Source organism: Cognataquiflexum nitidum (assembly GCF_022538055.1).
GTDB classification, from domain to species: Bacteria; Bacteroidota; Bacteroidia; order Cytophagales; family Cyclobacteriaceae; genus Cognataquiflexum; species Cognataquiflexum nitidum.
On sequence record NZ_JAKZAM010000012.1, the window covers coordinates 55,358 to 76,196 of the forward strand.

At 39.4% G+C, this 20,839-nt stretch carries 13 protein-coding genes; 6 read left to right on the forward strand and 7 right to left on the reverse strand.

What is annotated here, in order from left to right:
• Positions 1-28: 28 nt before the first annotated feature.
• The 3 genes from MMU07_RS09990 (at position 29) to MMU07_RS10000 (ending at position 3,395) form a co-directional block, all read left to right on the forward strand.
• A complete protein-coding gene (locus MMU07_RS09990) occupies positions 29-1,609 on the forward strand; it encodes a toxin-antitoxin system YwqK family antitoxin (protein WP_241125731.1) in 1,581 nt (526 codons plus the stop codon).
• Between the two features lie 48 nt (positions 1,610-1,657).
• Entirely contained in the window at positions 1,658-1,831 is a 174-nt protein-coding gene (locus tag MMU07_RS09995; protein ID WP_241125732.1) for a Lacal_2735 family protein, read from the forward strand.
• A gap of 214 nt (positions 1,832-2,045) precedes the next feature.
• Positions 2,046-3,395, forward strand: coding sequence for a DUF6600 domain-containing protein (locus MMU07_RS10000; RefSeq protein WP_241125733.1), 1,350 nt, complete (start codon positions 2,046-2,048; stop codon positions 3,393-3,395).
• 32 nt (positions 3,396-3,427) lie between these two features.
• Here MMU07_RS10000 and MMU07_RS10005 read toward each other — a convergent pair whose 3' ends face one another.
• Positions 3,428-3,898: a cupin domain-containing protein gene (locus MMU07_RS10005; protein WP_241125734.1), complete on the reverse strand. Its 471-nt coding sequence runs from the start codon at positions 3,896-3,898 to the stop codon at positions 3,428-3,430.
• Between the two features lie 289 nt (positions 3,899-4,187).
• On the opposite strand from MMU07_RS10005, the gene MMU07_RS10010 reads away from it, so the two are divergent.
• From MMU07_RS10010 to MMU07_RS10020, 3 genes are read left to right on the forward strand one after another with little or no spacing between them, the layout of a single operon-like run.
• Positions 4,188-5,426 carry an ROK family protein gene (locus tag MMU07_RS10010; RefSeq protein ID WP_241125735.1) on the forward strand — a complete coding sequence of 413 codons (1,239 nt, stop codon included), beginning with the start codon at positions 4,188-4,190 and terminating at the stop codon, positions 5,424-5,426.
• A gap of 40 nt (positions 5,427-5,466) precedes the next feature.
• Complete coding sequence (locus MMU07_RS10015; protein ID WP_241125736.1) at positions 5,467-8,796, forward strand: VCBS repeat-containing protein; 3,330 nt, start codon at positions 5,467-5,469, stop codon at positions 8,794-8,796.
• Between the two features lies 1 nt (position 8,797).
• Positions 8,798-10,159 carry a vanadium-dependent haloperoxidase gene (locus tag MMU07_RS10020; protein ID WP_241125737.1) on the forward strand — a complete coding sequence of 454 codons (1,362 nt, stop codon included), beginning with the start codon at positions 8,798-8,800 and terminating at the stop codon, positions 10,157-10,159.
• 5 nt (positions 10,160-10,164) lie between these two features.
• On the opposite strand, the gene MMU07_RS10025 is transcribed toward MMU07_RS10020, so the two are convergent.
• The 6 genes from MMU07_RS10025 to MMU07_RS10050 form a co-directional block, all read right to left on the reverse strand.
• Positions 10,165-12,024, reverse strand: coding sequence for an FAD-dependent oxidoreductase (locus tag MMU07_RS10025; RefSeq protein ID WP_241125738.1), 1,860 nt, complete (start codon positions 12,022-12,024; stop codon positions 10,165-10,167).
• A 32-nt stretch (positions 12,025-12,056) separates the two neighbouring features.
• Positions 12,057-12,950 carry an ROK family protein gene (locus MMU07_RS10030; protein WP_241125739.1) on the reverse strand — a complete coding sequence of 298 codons (894 nt, stop codon included), beginning with the start codon at positions 12,948-12,950 and terminating at the stop codon, positions 12,057-12,059.
• A 138-nt stretch (positions 12,951-13,088) separates the two neighbouring features.
• Positions 13,089-14,117 (reverse strand): LacI family DNA-binding transcriptional regulator, encoded by a 1,029-nt coding sequence (locus tag MMU07_RS10035; protein ID WP_241125740.1) that lies wholly within the window; start codon positions 14,115-14,117, stop codon positions 13,089-13,091.
• Between the two features lie 77 nt (positions 14,118-14,194).
• On the reverse strand, positions 14,195-15,343 hold the full coding sequence (locus MMU07_RS10040; RefSeq protein WP_241125741.1) for a glycoside hydrolase family 18 protein: 1,149 nt from the start codon (positions 15,341-15,343) through the stop codon (positions 14,195-14,197).
• A 68-nt stretch (positions 15,344-15,411) separates the two neighbouring features.
• A complete protein-coding gene (locus MMU07_RS10045; protein WP_241125742.1) occupies positions 15,412-17,013 on the reverse strand; it encodes a SusD/RagB family nutrient-binding outer membrane lipoprotein in 1,602 nt (533 codons plus the stop codon).
• A 2-nt stretch (positions 17,014-17,015) separates the two neighbouring features.
• A complete protein-coding gene (locus MMU07_RS10050; RefSeq protein ID WP_241125743.1) occupies positions 17,016-20,072 on the reverse strand; it encodes a SusC/RagA family TonB-linked outer membrane protein in 3,057 nt (1,018 codons plus the stop codon).
• Positions 20,073-20,839 lie beyond the last annotated feature (767 nt).

Consider the following 20,839-nt stretch of genomic DNA (forward strand, 5'->3'; position numbering starts at 1 on the left):
ATTCAACAAAAACAAGAAGCCAACCTATATGAAATATATTTTTGGAGTAATTTTCCTGATTATTTCTCTCAGCTTATCTGCCCAAGACAATCAGAATCTAGTTTCTCTTTTCAACTCAGATTCATCTTTGATCGGAACAGGTGTGTTGCGAAATGGTAAAATGGAAGGCCTTTGGAGATTTCAAAATACCAAGACAAAGAATCTTGTACAAACCATTACTTTTAGCCAAGGTATTAGAGAAGGTGTTACGGTCAGTTTTCATCCCAATTCTAACAAACATATAGAAGCTGAATATCGCTCGAACAGGTTGAATGGATTTTATAAAGAATATGATAGGACGGGTACGTTAAAAACTGAAATGGTATTCAGCGACAGCGTCACAGTGGGTCCCTATAGAGAATATTATGCTCGAGAAGGACAGCCTGCCTATGTAAATCCAAAACAAGTGAAAATAGAGGGTCAGTTTGTCAACGGCAAAAGACATGGCAAATGGGTTACATTCTACAATACAGGAGACCTAGCTGTCATCCAAACATATGAAAACGGAAAAGTAGAAGGACCACATATAGAATATACCCCTGAAGGAGACGTCATGCTTCAAGTCAATTATAAAAACGACGTCCCACATGGCCAATTTACGAGGTATTCTTTTGGTAGCATGGTCGAGGAAACAGGTGAATTTGTAAACGGAAGGCGGGTTGGAAAATGGCTGACATATTTTTCAGGCTCCAAAACCGTAGAATCTGAAAGGTTTTATGACGATTTGGGAAATAAGACGGGGGAATGGAAGTTTTATTACGAAAACAAAAGAACAGCAAGAATCGAAAAATATGAAAATGACCTTCCTGTAGGTACATGGGAGGAATTTTTCCCTAGCAGAGCGCTCTCCAAGAGAAAAAACTATGAATTGGGAATGCCGGCAGGCACTTATATAGAAAACCATCCCAATGGCAATGTATCCGTGCAGGGTCAATATTCAAATGGAGGAAAAGATGGACTTTGGAAGAGCTACTTTCCTGAGGGGACAATCTATTCTATAGGAGAATACAAAAACGATTTGAAAACAGGACTCTGGAAGTATTTCAATAAAATCGGAATTTTGATCGCTGAAGGTGAGTATACTTTAGGTTCTGAAAATGGACAATGGTTTTACTATTATGACGGTGGACAGCTAAAATCTGTAGGAAGTTATTTTCTTGGATTCGAAGATGGTACTTGGGGATTGTTTTATGACAATAAAAAATTGACCCAAGAGGAATATTGGAACAATGGCAGGTTGATCAATGTGGGCGATTACTATTCCTATGAGGGGGATAAAACTCTGGAAAAAGGATCACTTACGGACGGGAATGGTACAAGAATAACTTACTATACCACCGGCACAAAAGAATCTGAGGGGGCTTATGTCAATGGAAAACCTGAAGGCCTTTGGATATACTACCATGATACCGGAAAAAAAGCCTCTGAAGGACAAATGATAGACGGCAAAAAAGAAGGATCTTGGAGGTATTACAATATCAGTGGGCGACTCGAACAAGTCATCAACTACAAAGAGGATGAAATAGTAGTTGAAAATCAGGAATCCCTTCAGACCATGTTCAATTTTTGATTTCGGCAAAACACTTTTGAAGTTCTTACTGTTTTAAAAATAAAAACCATGTTTGGACTATTTAAGAAAAAATCAGAGTTGGAAAAACTCCAGGACAGTTATAAGGAAATGCTAGAGAAGGCACACAAAATATCTCATAGCAACAGAACTTTGGCAGACAAGATGTCAGCAGAGGCCGAAGAAATAGCAAAAAAAATTGATTTACTCAAAAAAAAGGGGTAAATCCAAAAGCCCGATAGGAGACTATCGGGCTTTTTTATGAATACCATTTTCAATTGTTTTTTCACTTTATTTTGGCACTTTTCTATAATCAGCAATTAGAATAAAAAATTGCTAAAACGATTTTTCTAAATATATTATTTTAATTTATAATTTAATATAAAACTTAATTCTTTACAATACCGTAAAACACGATAAGTAACTAAACCAAATGAATATGAAAAGGTCAACAATTTATCGGCTAAGTTTCCTGATCCTGTTTGGATTAGGAATGGTTTTCAGTCAAGAATCCAAAGCTTTCCCCAACCATGGCGTTTCCTTTCAGGTGTTTTACAATGAATTAAGCCCTTTTGGAGACTGGATTATGGATCCAGCTTATGGTTATGTCTGGGTTCCTTTTGTAGATCAAGGATTTCACCCTTACGCGACCAATGGATATTGGGAAATGACAAATTTTGGAAACACCTGGGTTTCAAACTACCAATGGGGATGGGCACCTTTCCACTATGGTCGCTGGTTCAGAAGCAATTACTATGGCTGGGCTTGGGTACCGGGATACGAATGGGGACCTGCATGGGTAAATTGGAGAACAGGCGGCGGGTACTACGGATGGGCACCCTTGGGCCCTGGAGTTCATGTCAATGTCTCCTTGCATATTCCATCCAACTATTGGGTATTTGTCCCCCAAAGGAGATTTAGATCAAGAAATTTCTTTAGGTATTGTGCTCCTACATACCATGTGCCGCATATCTACCAAAGAACTACTGTCATCAGCAACACCTATGTTTATAACAACAGCACCTATTATTCAGGACCTTCAAGGAGGGATATTGAACGATCCACAAGGACTGTTGTACCGGTATATCAAGTAAGTGATTCTTCTAAACCCGGAAGATCTGTGGTCCAAAATGACAGGCTGAGTGTTTACAGGCCGGAAGTAAGGCAGGTCAAAGAACGAGATGAAAATCCAAGACCTTCGAGGGTATTTACAGCAGAGGAGTATAGGGAAAAATCCATCATGGGCAGCAGGTCAGGAGCATCTTCCTCCCGAAGTATACAAAACCCAACCTCCCCTGAGTCAAATAGAGAGGTAACTCAGAATCGGGTAATCCAAAGAAATGACCAAAGAAACCCAAATGCTGACCGATATGGCAACTCAGCTCCATCAAGAAATAATCAGAGCGCCGGCAGAAGTAACTCGTATGAACAACCTCAGCCAAGAACTCAAAGTAGGCCCGAACAAGCTCCAAATTCTGTGACAAGATCAAGGAGTGCTGCCTCATCAAGTGTAAATGGAAATTCCAGGTCCTCTCAGGTTCCGCAATCTCAAAAACCTGATGTGTCAAGAACTATTGAGAATTCAAAAAGACAAGCAGAGTCAACAAGACAAGAGGTAAATCAAAGAAGTCAGGAAGTCATCAAAAGACAACCTACTCCAAGTCGACAAAGCCCACCTGCAGTAAATTCGAGACAGGAAACCAAGCCGGCCCGAAGTTCAGAACCCAATTCCAGTTCGGGAAATAGAGCAGCTTCATCATCACGGGGTGGTGGCAGAGGAGGAAACTAAACCCAGATAAAAAGAGGCCCTTAGGCCTCTTTTTATTTTCTTGAATAATCATCCTGCAATCGGACGATATCGTCTTCGTCCGAAGGATTATCAGGATCTGTATGCATCCAGATTTCTGCTACCAGACCCCAATTATTTTTTCCTATAAGTCTGTGTCTTTCTCCTTTATCCAACACTACCAATTCTCCGATTTTCATATCTGATGCTTCTACCTGTTCGTCAGTATTGCTCCTGACAATCCCTGAAGCTCCGGCAATCAGTTTCCATACTTCTTCTCTCCTAAAGTGATACTGCCAGGAAAGTCTTTTGTGGGGAGCTACGATGAGAAATTTTGGGCTTAGCTTTTGATCCATTTGCCTTGAGGTCAATTCAAGCTCAGGAAAAAACATATTTTTGAATTCAGCAATTTGACCTTCTGAAACAACAAAAAAACCTCCCCAAGGTCTGTTTAAGTCCTTTTGAATGATATTGAAACCCATTTCCTGTACCTTCCTTTCAAGCATTTCAAAAATTTCTTTCGGGCTTGAAGATGAACTAAAATTCAATTCTCTCATTTTTTTATCGCATTATACAGTAAAGTTGGAAGATTTGATTGTATTACAAAAATTTAATTTTTGAAAAGGACCTCCAATAAAGAAGGTTATAAAATAAAAAGTTCTATAACCTGCCATTATCATCTTACAATTTTGAATATAAATTACAGTAAAAGACCTATGATAATTGATTTTTTTTAGTAAGCCCTTTTGATATGCTTTAAAAAATCATTTAATTGGCTTTTCTTAACGCCAGATAATGAACCTAATAAACCCCAAAAAAAACCTTGAGAAAATTCAGGGAGTGGTAGAAACGAAAAGTTATACCAACAAGTTGAAGTTGATAAAAAACCTGTATACCAAAGGAAGCAACACTGCCGGTGAAATATGTATTGAAGTGGGTATTTCTCTTCCAACGGTCAATTCTTTACTGGGAGATCTGATGTCTTCAGGGGAAGTAATTAAAAATGGCAGGGCGGAATCGCAGGGAGGAAGAAAACCTGATCTTTACCAATTGGCAGGCGATGCATTTTACGTTCTTTCTGTTGACATCAATAAATTCAGAGTGAGGGTTGCTATATATAACAGTGCAAATGAAGCTGTCACTGAAGATGAAACCATAAAAATCACACTTAACAATGAAAAGGAAACTTTCGATCAGATTTGTGATTTCATTTTAACCCATAAAAACAAATCAGGAATTCCTGATGAGAAAATTATTGCGATAGGGATTTCTATGCCTGGACTGATAGATTCCATTCACGGCATCAACCATACCTACCTGAAGTTCGGAAAGAAAAGTCTTGTAGAAAATTTTGAAGCAAAGCTTGAAAGAAGGGTTTTTTTGGAAAATGATGCCCGGTCCATGACCTTAGCCGAATTTAAATTCGGTCAGAAAGACAATTACAGAAATGTACTTGGCATATTTATCGGTTGGGGAATTGGTCTTGGAATAATCATTGACGGAAAAATCTACCAAGGAGCCTCGGGATTTGCAGGGGAATTTAGCCACTCTCCTATTTTTGATTCAAGTGACATCACCTGTACATGTGGTAAAAAAGGTTGCCTAGAATCAGTGGCCTCGGGGACTGCGATTGTCAGGATGGCCAAAGAGGCCATTGCCACCGACAGTGATTCGATCCTGTCACGAATGGTTAGAGAAAACAACCATGAGATAGAACCCTTCCTGGTAGTGGATGCGGCCTTGGCAGGGGACCAAAGGGCGATTACCATACTTTCGGAAGTCGGTCTGGATTTAGGAAGAGGAATTTCAATTCTTATTCAGCTTCTCAATCCTGAAATGATCATCATTGGAGGATCTGTAGCAGAGGCAAAACAATATCTTATAACCCCTATCCAACAGGCTTTGAATATATACAGCATGGCCAAGGCAAGGGAAAATACCGAATTGGCATTATACAAGCTTGGCAAGGAAGTGGGCTTGCTTGGAGGTGTGGCTGTGGTCAATGAAAAGATCTTTGACGATGTACTTCAGTAAGGCCAAGTTGATTCAGGTTTCAATTTAAGTTGGACGAAGTATGGATTACCTGAAAAGTAATATGATAAAGGAGCGTTCAAATTCCGTTATACTTTTGTTGGTTGTGATTACCGGGGCAGGGCTGTTTTTTTTGTCAGGAACAGAAAAAAACAAAACCGGTGCTTTTGAACTCCTTCCTTCCAAAAAAACCGGAGTGACTTTTTCAAATACACTGAAAGAAGACCAGAAAAATAATATTCTCACCTACGAATATTTTTACAATGGTGGCGGGGTTGCTGTAGGAGACATCAACAATGACGGGCTTGAAGATATATTTTTCACCGGAAACATGACAGATAATGTCCTTTATCTCAATCAAGGTGATTTCAAATTCAAAGACATTTCCAAAACGGCAGGAGTAAAAGGTAAAAAATCCTGGACGACCGGCGTAACTATGGCTGATGTGAATGCCGACGGTTTGCTTGATATTTATGTCTGTTATTCAGGCAATGGAAATATTGATAGCCGGAGAAATGAATTGTACATCAACCAAGGAAATCAGATCTTCAAAGAGGAAGCAGCTTCATATGGACTTGACGATCCCTCAAATAGCACCCAAGCCGTATTTTTTGATTTTGACAAAGATGGAGATTTAGATATGTTCCTTTTGAATCATCACATTGAAGTCATCAATGAAATTGAATTTGACCAGGCAAGAGCTGTAAGACATCCATTTGCAGGGGATAAGTTGTACAGAAATGACGGTGGAAAGTTCACTGATATCAGCGAAGCGGCCGGGATCAAAGGCACAGCTTTGGGATTTGGGCTCGGGGTAGCGGCCTCTGATATCAATGGGGACGGATGGATCGATTTGTATATCAGCAACGATTATATCGAACCGGATTACCTTTATATCAATAATGGAGACGGCACATTTTCTGACCTGATGCCGGACATGCTGCAGCATATTTCTCACTTTTCTATGGGATCTGATATTTCCGATGTGAATAATGATGGGCTCATGGACATTTTTACCTTGGATATGCTTCCTGAGGACAACAAACGACAGAAACTGCTCTACGGTCCCGAAAATTATGAGCAATATGCCTTGATGGTCAACCGCGGATTCTACCATCAGCAGATGCGCAATATGCTGCATCTCAATCAAGGAAACGGATTATTCAGCGAAATCGGCCAACTTGCAGGTATTTCCAATACAGATTGGAGCTGGTCGGCTTTATTTTTTGATGCTACTAACTCGGGACATAAAGACCTCTTTATCAGCAATGGCTACTACAGAGATTATACAAACCGGGATTTTTTGAAATACAAGGGAGATTATTATTTCAAATCAGCAGTTGCCAAAGAAAAAGCGGATACACTCCACCTTGTTACAAGCATGAGTTCAACACCTGTTTCCAATTATATTTTTGAAAATAGAGGAAACCTGATTTTTGAGGACAAATCCAAAGATTGGGGAATGTACATTCCCAATTTCTCCAGTGGCTCAGCTTATGCCGATCTCAATAACGACGGTCAACTGGATCTTGTAGTAAACAATCAAAATCATGCTGCCTTTGTCTATGAAAACAAATACCGGGAATATAGTGGGAAAACGCAAAACTGGATTCAGGTCAATCTCAAAGGGCAAGCTCCAAACACTTTGGGAATCGGGGCCAAAGTAGCAGTTTACATTTCTGGGCAAGCTCAATATCTCGAACAAATGCCAACGCGAGGATTCCAATCTTCAGTTTCCCCAAGGTTACATTTTGGTTTGGGCCAAAGATCAAAAGTAGATTCTGTAATGGTAATATGGCCAAAAGGAAACATTCAGGTGGTAAAGAATATAGAAATCAACAGAATATTCGAAATACAAGAGACCAATTTATCAGAAACGCGCATTCCCAAAACAAAACAAAAAACTATTTTTCTACAGACCGAATCTCAGGTTCCTTTCATTCATTCAGAATATGGATTCAATGACTTCAAGAGACAGCCCTTGTTACTTGAGATGCCCTCATACGTGGGGCCAATCACGGCGGCAGCTGACCTCAATGGAGATGGAAAAGAGGAGATTTTTGTAGGTGGCACAAAAGGCTCTCCGGGAAAAGTATTTCAATTTTTAAACGACACCTGGCAACCCATGGATTCATTTAAATCAGAAAGTGAATTTACTGACGCAGATGCTGCCTTTTTTGATGCCAATGGGGATGGGTTTTTGGATTTGTATATCTGTAGTGGAGGATATCATGATTACTTATCTAATGAGGAATCCCTTCAGGACAGGCTATATATCAATGATGGACAGGGAAACCTGAATATAAGCACCATATCGCTTCCAAAAATGCTAACGAGTACTTCCACAGTATCAGTAACTGATTTTAATAATGATGGCAACTTAGATCTTTTTGTAGGTGGAAGAATTATTCCGGGCAAATACCCCCAAACTCCCCAAAGTTATGTTTTGATAAATGACGGAAAAGGTAAGTTTTTAAATCTTTCTAGCCAGTTTCTTCCTCAAGAGGGAAAAATCGGCATGGTTACCGATGCGGTGACCTTGGACCTGAATAAAGATGGATTTCAGGATCTAGTCATTGTGGGAGAATATATGCCTATCACAGTTTATATCAATGAAGGCGGAATTTATTTTACTGAAGTCACGAAGGAGTGGTTTGGGGAAGAAACTAAAGGCTGGTGGTCAAGTATAGCCACAGGAGACTTTGACAATGACGGAGACTTGGATTTGGTGGCAGGAAACTTCGGATTGAACTCGCAGGTAAAAACCAACATTTCCGAACCTCTAAAACTCTACTTTGGGGATTTTGACGACAACAGCTCCATCGATCCTATTTTGGTCAATTATGTTCAGGGAAATCCATTTCCTTTTCCTAGCAGGGACGAATTGTTGGATCAGGTTTATGGTTTCAGAAGTAAGTTTACCGATTATGCAAGCTATGCCAATGCGGGCATAGAGCAGGTATTGACCCGAGAGCAGTTAGAAAATGCTTCAAAATTGGAAGCTACTGAGTTGAGGAGTATGTACTTTGAAAACAGTGCCGGAAGATTCATTTCACACCAATTACCTATTGAAGCGCAGTTTGCCCCGGTACATGCCATCCACATTTTTGATTATGATCAGGATGGAAATCTTGATATGTTGCTTGCGGGAAATCAAACTTACACAAGATTGAGATTAGGTATGATGGATGCTAATTTGGGACAACTTTTCAGAGGAGATGGAAAAGGGAATTTCCGATTTATACCGCAGCAAGTTTCAGGTTTGTCGGTTTTGGGTGATGTCAAGTCTATTCTTCAACTTCCCAGCCAACCAAATCTCTTATATTTCGGTATAAATAACCGAGGGATTGTCACCTACCAAATGCAGGATTGAAATGAACAACGTGAAAAATAGATGGAAGGCAAATCAAATCGCTGTATTTATTTTGATTTTATGCGGAACTGCTTGGCCAGTGTATTCACAAAAAACTCACTCTCCCCCCACTGAGCTTTTTGCCGAAAATCTATTTCACATTACAGAGGTTATGGTCACAGATGTGGCCTCTCCACCTGCCGCTGCCAGATTTTATGCCTATTCCACTTTGGCGGCACACCTAGCTTGGGACCAGGCTAATGGACTTACCGGAATTGAAAATCTATTGACCAAAACAAACATTGAAAAATTTGAATTCATCAAAGAAACAGAAAGAAACCTTTCTCCGGAATTTGTGTCGGTATATGCGATGTTGGAAACAGGAAAAAACATCATGCCATCCGGGAAACTTTTAGAAGAAAAACAGAAAGCCCTGACAAGCCAATTCTTCAAGTCAAGATGGGTTTCCAAGAAAGAAATAGAAGGCAATATTGAATTTGCAAAAAAAGTATCTGCACAAGTCTTAAAATTGGCAAATAATGACGGTTACAAACAATTGAGCGCACTGACGAGATACAGTCCCAAGAAAAGTGAAGGACATTGGTATCCGACTCCCCCCGCCTATATGGCTGCAGTAGAACCCGAATGGAGAACAATCAGGACGTTTTTTCTTAAGGATCTGAAGTCCTTTAAGCCTTTGCCACCGGCAAAATTTGACCTCTCGGAAGGAAGTCCTTTTAAAAAGCAGCTGGATGAAGTTTATCAGGTAACCTCTTCACTTTCCGAAGAACAGCAATTGATCGCAAATTTTTGGGATTGCAATCCCTTTAAGGTAAGTTTTTCAGGGCATATGGCTATAGGATTAAAGAAGATTTCGCCCGGAGGACATTGGATTGGAATCACAGGAATTGCTGCCGAAAAAGCAAAACTTCCTTGGAGGGAAACAATCTTCATCCATACACTCGTGGCGCTTGGATTGCATGATGCATTTGTAAGTTGCTGGGAAGAAAAGTATGACTCAGACAGAATCAGACCGGAATCCGCCATCCAAAAACACATAAAATCCTCCTGGAGGCCTTTGTTGCAAACACCTCCCTTTCCCGAATACACCAGTGGCCACAGCGTCATTTCAAAAACCAGCGCAGTCATCCTGACAAGCTATTTCGGTGAAAACTTTGATTTTGTCGATACCTCGGAAGTCTATTTTGGATTGCCGGAAAGACCATTCCAATCCTTTTATCAGGCGGCTGATGAGGCTGCTATTTCAAGGCTTTACGGAGGAATCCATTTCCGAGACGCCATAGAGGAAGGTGTCAAGCAGGGTGATAAAATCGGACATTACATCGTAAAAAAAACCGATTTAAAACAAGTGGCAGGACGCTGAGAATTTTATTTGAAAGGTATTCCATCGAAGTCAACAGGAATGGAAAATGGATCTAATATGCTGTCCAATAGGACTGCTACTGCTAACCTGTCGAGTTGTATTGCGACCGAAGGCGTACCGGTAAGATTTTGATCTTTCCAAATCAGCATGAGGTCATTTTCATTTAATTCTGGCCTGACAAGCTTCAAAATCTCCATAAATCTTCCAAGTGTCAAAGGTTCTCCGGAAGCATCCCAATATTGAGCGTATTGGGAGTATAAAGGCCTGAGACCATTAACCAACTCGAATTCTGAAATTTCCCTGTGAGGATAAAACCATGTTTGGTTTGCCCATTTGAATGGAACACCAAATCCTTCAATTATACCTGTTGCACCTATTTTTTGGATTGACAAGAAGTGCGGATGCTCAGCATTAACATCTCTGAAAGGCATCAGGTATGCCTTTTTATCCAACAGGTTTTGTTGTATCTGCCTGATTTTTACCTCTTGCAAATTTTGCCCATTTAGGATGGCCGTTCCTGCTAAAGTCCCGGCGGCTTGTCCGATACCCAATACCACAGGTTGCAGCCTACTTGCTCCGTTGACGATATTGGATACACCGATACTTTTTTCAGCAACGATAAAATGGGTAGACCCTTTTGGGATAAGGCTTCCCATAGGGATATTGTAAGAAGGCACCCTGATTTTGATAAAATCAATTTCCGGAGCACTTGGATTCATCTTGTGGTGATGGTCGATGGTATAATCCCCTACTGCGATTCCTGTCCGAAAAATAGCTTTTTCCTGGCCATATGGATTTAGGACATAGGGTAATGTAAACATGGTTTCGGCTGAGATACGTCGTGATTCTCTATGATATGGGACAAAAGGAAGATGGTCTTTAGTCGGAAACTCATCATCGGCAATGCCCAGGTGCTTGTATCCAAGTTCGTTTTGGATGTAATAGATAAATCTCAAAGAATGTAATTTGGCTTCTTCAAGCGCCTTGTTTCTATCCTCTCTTGACATCTCAATGATGTTCATATACAGGTCATTGCCACAGTTGGGCCAGTTGATCATGTATTTTCCATTGGGAAGTTTGCCATAGTTGAGCATCTTTTGACAATCATTTTGGGGACTGTCATAGGATATGGGATCTGCATGGTTGCAGGCGCAGGCAAAAATCGCAGGGTCATACCCTTTTGGTTTGGGAATTGTCTTGTTCTTACCAATTCCATAATCCTTTAGTACCACCACATAGGTCAAGTCCTGTACGATGTCATTTGCTTTTTCCGGGGCAAAGACTTCTCCGAACCTATCCTGACTATCCATACCTACATAATAGCTATACCCAAGTGAGGCCATGACGTCACCTAATTCTGTAGCATCAATAAGCATTTTGGCCTTTAAGGTTTTAATTTTACCCTTTTCGAGGTAGTTTACTGTCCAATTTCCTGATTCAAAAACGGCACTCTGCCATTGCACTTCAAAAAAGACATTGAGATTTTCTTCTTCCTTTACCCATTCCTGAAAAATTTTATTTCCAACAGAAGGCTCAAAAAGGGTGTTGCTGACCCAGCCTGTACCTACGGCATTTGGTCCTCCATAATGCGCATATAACTTTTCTCTGAATTCTCCCCAAATTCCCGAAGGCAGATTATGGTTTCCATCAATGGCAGAAACACCGGCCGCGGTAATCATACCACCGAGCCAGGGAGTTTCTTCCAAAATAACAGTCTTGACACCCATTCTGGCAGCCTGAATACCAGCGGCGGTTCCACTTGCCCCTCCACCAATAATCAGCAACTGGGTATCTGCCTGTCCAAAAACCACATTATGAAAAAGAAAGAAGGTTGACAAAAGGAAGTTTGTAAGAATGGATTTCATGGTATTCTTGTTAAAATTGATTAAGTCTCAAGTTACAACACTTGATCCAAACCTAATAACACTTTTTGACCAAAAAACTGAGATGCCGCTCCAAAAAGAGCACTTTTATCTCCAAAATCACTGATAAAAACAGGTGTATATATTTGATTTTCTCTCAAAAGCAAAAGTACACCTTCCAAAAAATACCCATATGCCCTTGCTATACTTCCACCTATAACCATAGCATCCAACGGAACTTCTGCAGATCGCAAGATGATAAAGTCTGCCAGATTTCTAGAAAATTCATCAAAGGCAGGGAGGGCTTTTTGAAGCAAGTCCTGATTTTCAACAATTTCTTTTACTCCTTTGACCTGAATAGATAAATTGTCCCTACACCAATTGACAAACCAACCTGTACCCAAATAATCTTCGGCGATTCCATCTTTAAACCGGGAAGACCATAAGGCTGCATCATAAATCTGTCCGTTAAATCTCATTGATGATCCCAGTCCTGTGCCCAAGGTCATTCCCAAAATGTTTCCAAAACCTGATACTTTCCCGAATTTAGATTCACCCATCAAAAATGCTTTTGCATCATTCACAAAATGGATTTGTGAAGGGGAAATACCCATCCTTTTTGAAAGTTCTGTTTTCAAATCAACACCAAATAAATGGATGAATTTCCCCTGATCTTTTATTTGACAGATACCATTGATATAATCAAATGGTGCCGGCATAGCCAAAATAATGCAAGCAGCTGAGAAGTCTGTGGTCAATCCTTTGAAAACAGAAACCCACTCACTTAGAATAAAATCCTCTTGTTGGCTGGAATCCACAGTTTTCATTTGGATAGCTCCCACGGCAAATCCCTCTACCATCTCTGTAAAGACAGCAGCAGAAATATGTGAACCTCCTATGTCCGCAGAAATAATCAATCTGTTTGCCATCTTTATATCACACCAATTATATCAAATCAGTTTAGGAAATGTATCCTTTCTAAGTTGGGTAATTATCAAAAGAATAATGCTAAAAGGATTTACCAAAAATATCGAAATACTTTCATATTTCTATGGTAGAAAAAAGGTTTACTTTTTGGCATCCGAAGACTCCCTCACATGAAGTGTATTGGGCAAAATAATTCTAAAACCCTGCTTATCGGCAATCTGATCATCAAGCATCATCAGCATTCCCTCCATCAGTTTTTGAGAGATGACTTCAAGAGGCTGCTCAATTGCGGAAATATTAGGCTGAAAGAGTTTGAAAAAATAATGGTCATCAAAAGAGACAACCAACATGTCATTTGGTATCCGCTTTTTCAATGTATTTAGAGCTTGCAAACCTTCAAAGGCAAGGTAATTGGTAGCAAAAAAAAGTCCGTCAAGTTCTGAATTTTTCTGAAGGAAAAGCTGGATTTTATAACTTAAACCTTGGTCTACCGGGTTTTGGAATGGCAGCATCAAAATGTCCTTTGGAAATCCATGGACTTCCATTGCTTTAGTGTATCCTTTAAGTCTGTCATTCATTTGGATTTGATCAGATTCCACGGTAATAAATCCGATTTTATTGCAGCCATTATTTATCAAATGAGTGGTGGCCTCGAATGCACTCTTTTCATTTTCCACTATCACATAATTGCAATCAATAGAAGGAATCCACCTGTCAAACAACAGGACAGCAAAATCTTCATCGACGAGGTCCGTAATGGTGCTCTCCAGATTTGGAGTTGGGGTGATAATAAAACCGTCTACACTTCGGACTTTAAATGTTTCTATCAGCGCTTTGGCTTTTTCAGGATCGTTATTGGTACTACAATAGATAATTTTATAGCCATTCTTGTATGCTTTTTCTTCAATTTTTCTGGCAATGGAGGCAAAAAACTGGTTGGAGATATCCTCCACCATAAAGACTATCACCTTTGATTTACCTAGTCGGAGGCTTTGTGCCAAATGACTTGGCTTATACCCTACCTCTTTGATATATTCTTCAACTTTCTTAGTGAGATCCTCGCTGATTCTTTTTTCTTTAGCCTTACCGTTAAGAATAAAGGAAACAGTGGTAATGGATATTCCTAAGGACTTCGCAATATCTTTAATGGATATCTTTTTCTTTGCCATTTATATTTAATCCAAAAATTTTGATCAGGGTGACAATATGCCTCTTTTTGTTTATTTATCTCATCGTATTGAAGATTTTAAGGTAATTTAAGATTTTCAAAGACGGCATTTAACAAAGTATGTTCTTCAGTGTCTTCGCTGTATTCACAAAACATTGCCCCGGCCATTTTATGCTTTTTGATAAACATTGCTTTTTCAGCTATTGATTGGGCATCTTCAAATGTCACAAAAATCCTTTCTTTTTCATTCCAGAGATAAGGCGCTTTGGCATTTTCATCCCAGTGCCTTACATAAGAGGAATCCTTGATTAGATCCGAAATGGCGCTATAAGAATAGCTTTTTGCACCTTTGCCAAACTGAAAAAGTCCATTGTTTTCAGAATTGACATCCATCCAGCTTCTCCCATAGAAAGCCATTCCCATTACCAATTTTTCAAAGGGAACTCCCGCCGCTATATGTTCGATGACTGCATTTTCTGATGACCTTCCATTTGGGTCTGCCGTATGTAAATTGGCGTGGTGACCGGTAGTATCCTTGCTAGATTGGACGATATAATCATATGTCATGATATTGATAAAATCTAGGTACTTCTGTGCCTGACCCAAATCATTGACATCAAGGTATTCCTTAAATCCCCCAGAAGCGATGGTACTAAGGTAATGAGTATTGTCCAAGTTGCCGAGGCTGTCTAAAGCCTCCCTGACTGATTTTAACATCAGTACAAAGTTTTCTTTGTCCTCTGGCCTATATGGGTTATTGTCTCCCGGCAAAGCCGGATATTCCCAATCAAAATCCAATCCGTCAAGATCGTGGCGAATAAGGTAATCAATTGCCGAAGCGGTAAACAATTTTCGGGATTTTTGGGTAGGGACTGCATCCGAAAATCCTTTTGACCAAGTCCAACCTCCGATTGAAATCAATATTTTCAAATCAGGATTACGGCTTTTTAGTGAATTCAATTTAACGAGATTCTCTTTGTCTTCTTTTTCTCTACCTTCCCCTTCCACTACTTTACCGCCAATGACATTGGCAAAAGCATAATTGATATGAGTGAGTTTTATGGCATCAATTTTTGAAGTATCTACCCCATTCCATCCTGCGATATATCCAATGATTTTATACCGTGGGTTTAAGGTTTCTGTCAAAGAGACTGTCTGATTCTTTGAATCACAGGAAAAAACCCCAATAAAAAGAAAGAAAAAAATTGATCTTTTTATGTTGTCCATGACTTAATTGGTTTAAAGAAAAAAAGGTGCCCGGAGGCACCTTTTTAAAGTTTATTTTTACTGGAAAATCAATTTCCACCGTCCCACCAAGTCCTAGTAATCCAATTATCGCCACCCATGCGGGAAATTGCAGAGTTCATAGATTCTAGATTAGTTGTAGATTCTCCGGCAGGGTAAGGCTGTCTTCTTGGAATTTGTCCTGAACCAAAATTCCCCGGAAAGTTGACTGGTGTCAACACAGGGAAACCTGTTCGCTTCCAATTGTTCCAAGCTTCCAAGAAATTCACAAAAAGACTTGTTGTAGCCCAAATCTGTTCATTGATCATTTTAAGAGAAGCATTTGTAGCACTCAGATCTAGCGGATTAGCATTTAGATATGAAACTGCATCTGCATTAGATACTGTTTCACCACCAAATTTTCCAATAGAGGTAAAGGCAGCTGCTACACCGTTTCTATAGAAATCAGCAGGTGATCCTGAAGTGAATCCTCGGACAGCCGCATCAGCCAATAACAACTGAACCTCTGAATAAGTCAAAATGAAAACAGGTGCATTCCTTCTTCTATAAATTGCAGTTGGTCTTGAGTAGGCTCCAATGATAGCTACGTCAGCGCCAGAACCTGTTCCACCGGGGAAATCAGGATGGCCTGTAATGTCAAACTGACCACCCCTTAGGTCAAACCCATTTGGCAAACCAATTTGAACAGCAGGGTCATTGTTTCCTACTACTAAACCGTTCCTGTTTGCCGCTAGCCCAGGAGGGGGTACTTCAGCAACTATACTCAAACGTGGATCATTGGTAGCTTTCAAGTAATCGATCATAACTTTAGACCAACGCACCTCATAAATATCGTCAGGGACATTCAAAGCATTAGCACTAGTATTAGAATACCCATTCGCTTCATCAGAGGGTACTAGCGCATCGTCATCGGGTGAAGTAAAGACTCCACCTGCAACCGCTTTATTAATCCAAGACTGGCCTGCTGATGGGTTTGCATTGGTTAAACGCAAACCTAATTTTAGCATGAGTGAATATCCAAATCTTCTCCATTTGGCAATATCCCCCCTATACATGACATCATTTCTTATCGGATCACCTGAAGGACTTATTGAAATCAATGCTGCTTCAAGGTCAGTAAGCATTTTATTATAAACCTCTGCCTGATTATCATACTTAGGTTGAGAAATACCCTCCTGAGCCTTAAGTGCCTCTGAATAAGGAATATCACCATAAGTATCCGAAACAACCGACAAAGCACTAACTTTCATGATCTCACCAACAGCATTAAGATTAGTTAACCCTTTTTCTTGTGCCAATACTTGCAACTGATTCACTCTTGAACCAAGTTGAAATCCATTGTTCCAGTTACCTTCAATGTAACTAGGGGTACTTGAAGAAATCACATACTTATCTGCATTGGAATAGTAGTTGGCTCCTCCTGTTGAAGTAGAGGCTAGTGCCTGAATCCACATACTTTGAAATAAGATAGGACCCGAATAACCCGTAAGCAAATTACCATGCTGATAACTAATGGTAGGTAGAAGCAGATTTGGATCAAAAACCGAAGCACCAGGCCTGTTAGGATCCGTATTTAGCTCTTCAAATCTGTCATCACAGGATGTAACTATTAAAAAGCTACTGAGTAGAAATAAACTGATATATTTTTTCATAATTAATGCAATTTGAAGTTTAGGTTGAACCCAATAGAACGTGTCGATGGCAAAGCAGTACCTTCAATACCTAAGAAATTAATGTTAGATCCGAACTGAGACTCAGGATCTATATTTTCAGCTTTCCTCCACAAGATGGCTAAATTTCTTGCTACAATCGAAGCAGTCAAGCCTTTCAAAATTGGAACGGAACGGAAAATAGATTCTGAGAAGGTGTATCCTAGAGTAAGCTGACGAAGCTTAATAAAATCACCATCGACCACACTTGTACGAGTCACATTCTGAACTAGTGCTTGATAGTAATTCTCAGCAGGGGCAGTAAATTCACCTGTCGTCACGCCTCCTTCTCTTCCAACCAATGTATTTTTATGTAATCCACGGAAATGTGAATTAAACTCAGTCGCTGACAACACTTTATTTCCAAAGCTACCATCAATCAAGAAGGAGAAAGAGACTTTTTTATAAATGAATTCGTTGTTCCATCCTCCATAATGAGTAGGGAGTACTGAACCCCAATTTCTAAGTTCTCCTCGAACTGGAAGACCAGCTTGATTCACGACGATATTTCCTTGGGCATCATATTGGTAATCAAATGCTCTAATCTGAGGACCCGGAAGACCCGGCACATATGCTGTTACCGCATTACCAAGCGTAGACCTATTTTGACCTAGATTTATTGGAGTATTGTCTAAGTTTGTATTCAAAATTTCATTTGTCACGTTTGTGAAATTGAGCATAGATTTCCAAGTAAAGTTCTGTGTTTGGATAGGAGTTCCTGAAATCATCAACTCCAATCCTCTATTATTAACAGATCCCGTAGCTACAACAGCACTTGAGAAACCTGATGCAATACTTGTATTAGCAGGTAGAATCTCATTATTAGTTGTTTTGGTAAAATAAGCAACATCAAGGGTTAAACGGTTCTTGAAAAAAACAAGATCAAAACCAATTTCAAATTCATCTGTTGTAAATGGTTTTAAGAAAAGGTTTGGCAATGAAAGGGGTGATGCTCCTGCTGCAGTTCCATTGAAAGTATTTGCCGAACTGAAATAAAACTGAGTTTGATATGCATCAAATGGTTCACCACTTGTCACTGCGTAACTTGTCCTTAATTTACCGAATTCCAAAGCCGGAAGGTTCAAGAATTTATGAAACAAGAAAGCCCCAGTAATCGATGGCGAGAAAATGCTATTGTTATTAGTAGGCAAGGTACTGTACACATCATATCGCCCGGTCGTCGTCAAAGTCAAGAAGTCTTTATAGCCAAAACCCAATGAATAAAAAGCTGAAACAACTTCTCTTTCATTGAAAGCATACCCCCTGTTAAATACATCAACGTTAAAAGGAGAGTATAATCCGGGGATTACAAATCGAGAACCCCCGACATTGACCTGTTCAAATCTATTGTTACGGAAAGTCCCCCCTGCTAATCCATCAAAAACTATGTCGTTGGTTAAATTAATTTCCGTTCCAAAAATTGCATCAACATTTGTCTCTGATCTTGTTGATAATCCTCTTGAATTAAGGTTACCTCTTTGTTCTTGTGTATAAGCTAATCCGGTGGGATCAACGGAAAAGAAGTCATCATTTGAGACGTCATGTCCAACTCTAAACAAAGCGTAAGTTTTGGGAGCGAAGCTATAACGAGCTGATAATGCTGAAATAGATCTTTTTCTTCCCCTATCATTGATTCCTCTTGAAGTGATAAAGTAAGGATTAGTTACAAATATATCGTCACTAAAGACAACTTCTCTTCCAATATCGTTAAATCCTGGTGCAAAAATACTTGGATTAATATTTGGTGCCAGTAATAAAAAGTTGTTTGGATTTTTAGGTCCATCACTTAGAAATGGAATGTTGGTACTTTGTTGATCAATATAATTGACCATTGCCGAAATATTAAGCTTCTCAGTAATGTTTTGATCCACATTTAAATTGATACTTAATCTGTCCACACCACTGTTTGGAACAATTGCTTTTGACCTAACATCAGAAATAGACATTCTAAAAGCGCCATCCTTTCCAAGTCCTTTAGTAACTGCAAGTGTATTGGTCAAGTTAGTCCCTGTCCTGTAAAAATCCAGCCAATTTTCACTTGCTGGTTGATAAGGATATTGATTACCGTCAAAACCAATTACATTTCCACCCATTCTCTCTCCCCATGCAAAACGCCCGGTTGTTTGTGCGTCTGTGGCAGTTTGTGGTCGTCTACCACCGGTACCTTGACCATATTCATTTTGGAAGTTTGTGAAATCCATGGCCTGTTCCGTCATCACGTTTACATTATAGGTAAGTGACCAGTCAGATCCTTTTTTTGCTCCTTTGGTAGTAATCAAAATCACACCATTGGAAGCTCGTGCTCCGTATAATGCAGAAGCTGCCTGTCCCTTTAGAACAGTCATCGATTCAATATCATCCGGACTTAAATTACCAATTCCATCTCCATTATCACCTCCACCCCATTGGCCCGAAGAACCAAGCTGTGTATTATCCATAGGTATTCCATTGATTACAAACAATGGTGATCCCGTACCAGAGATACTTGGAAGACCTCGAAGAACGATATTTGCGGTACCCTGGGGACCACTATTTGTTCCTCTTACCACCAAACCTGCTACCTGACCTGTAAGTGAGTTGGCAATATTCGGTTCCCTGGCTAGATCCATTTGATCACCACCGACGGTGGTAATGGAATAACCAAGTCTTTCCTTTTCTTTAGGTAATCCAAGGGCAGTAACCACGACTTCACTTAATGCCGTCGCATCTTCGATTAAAGTTATATTTAACTCAGACCTGTTACCAATTACGATTTCTTGGGAATCGAAACCGATAAAAGAAAAAACCAATGTGGTAGTATTGGTCACCGAAATAGAAAACCTACCGTCCAAATCGGAGGTAGTACCTGTGCTTACTTGTTTGTCCAGGATATTCACTCCTGGAATTGGTTCTCCGGTAGAATCAACTACCCTACCGGTAAGAACTCGGCTTTGGCCATATGCCTCAATACCTGAGGCAAAAATCATGACCGTCGCTAACATTAATAGTACAACTCTGTTCATAGGGATTTTTTAAAGGTTACATTTTAATTGGTTTATGGAATTTGGATAATTGTCTGATTTCTTAAAGAAAATTTTTATTTCAATTAATTTTTACTCCTCATTAGAATGATTCTATATTTTTTAAGCAAATGGTAAAATATTATATGCTAAAATGGATTTAATTAAATATATGCTATTTGTAAATGTATCTAAAAAAAATTATTGTAAAAAACATTTAAATATTTTTTTTAATTAAGTCTCCTGACTTTTACGATTTATTATATTTAATAAATCGGTTTAGCAAATAAATTTATATATGCTTTACATAACAAAGCAGTTCAAACTCGTATTTTCTCTTTACGTTTTCTCTGTTTATATTATTTATTCCCCATTCAAATTCAAATGATTGCGTCTGAATATATTCATCACCTCCAATTTTTGATTTCTGCAAAAAGTTTGTTTTCCATACTTTATAAAAAAAAACTATAATTACCCGCTACTTTGCCATTTTCTCAAAAATTAGGGTTAAAGGTTCGAATAATCAGTCCACGGTCGACAGTTCACCACTACAATGTAACTTCAATCGGAGTTTTAAAATGGTTTGTGGCATTGAAGCGTACATAAAAAAATATGAGTATCAGCAATGTCGCACGTTGGGCTGTAGGAGATTGTATCGAATGCGGATACTCGTCCACAGACGACAGTCCACTGTCCACCGGGTATTTGATTGTTACTCCAACAAATTATTGTTTGGCTACGTGCAAGAAAACGGACACACTTATAAAAAT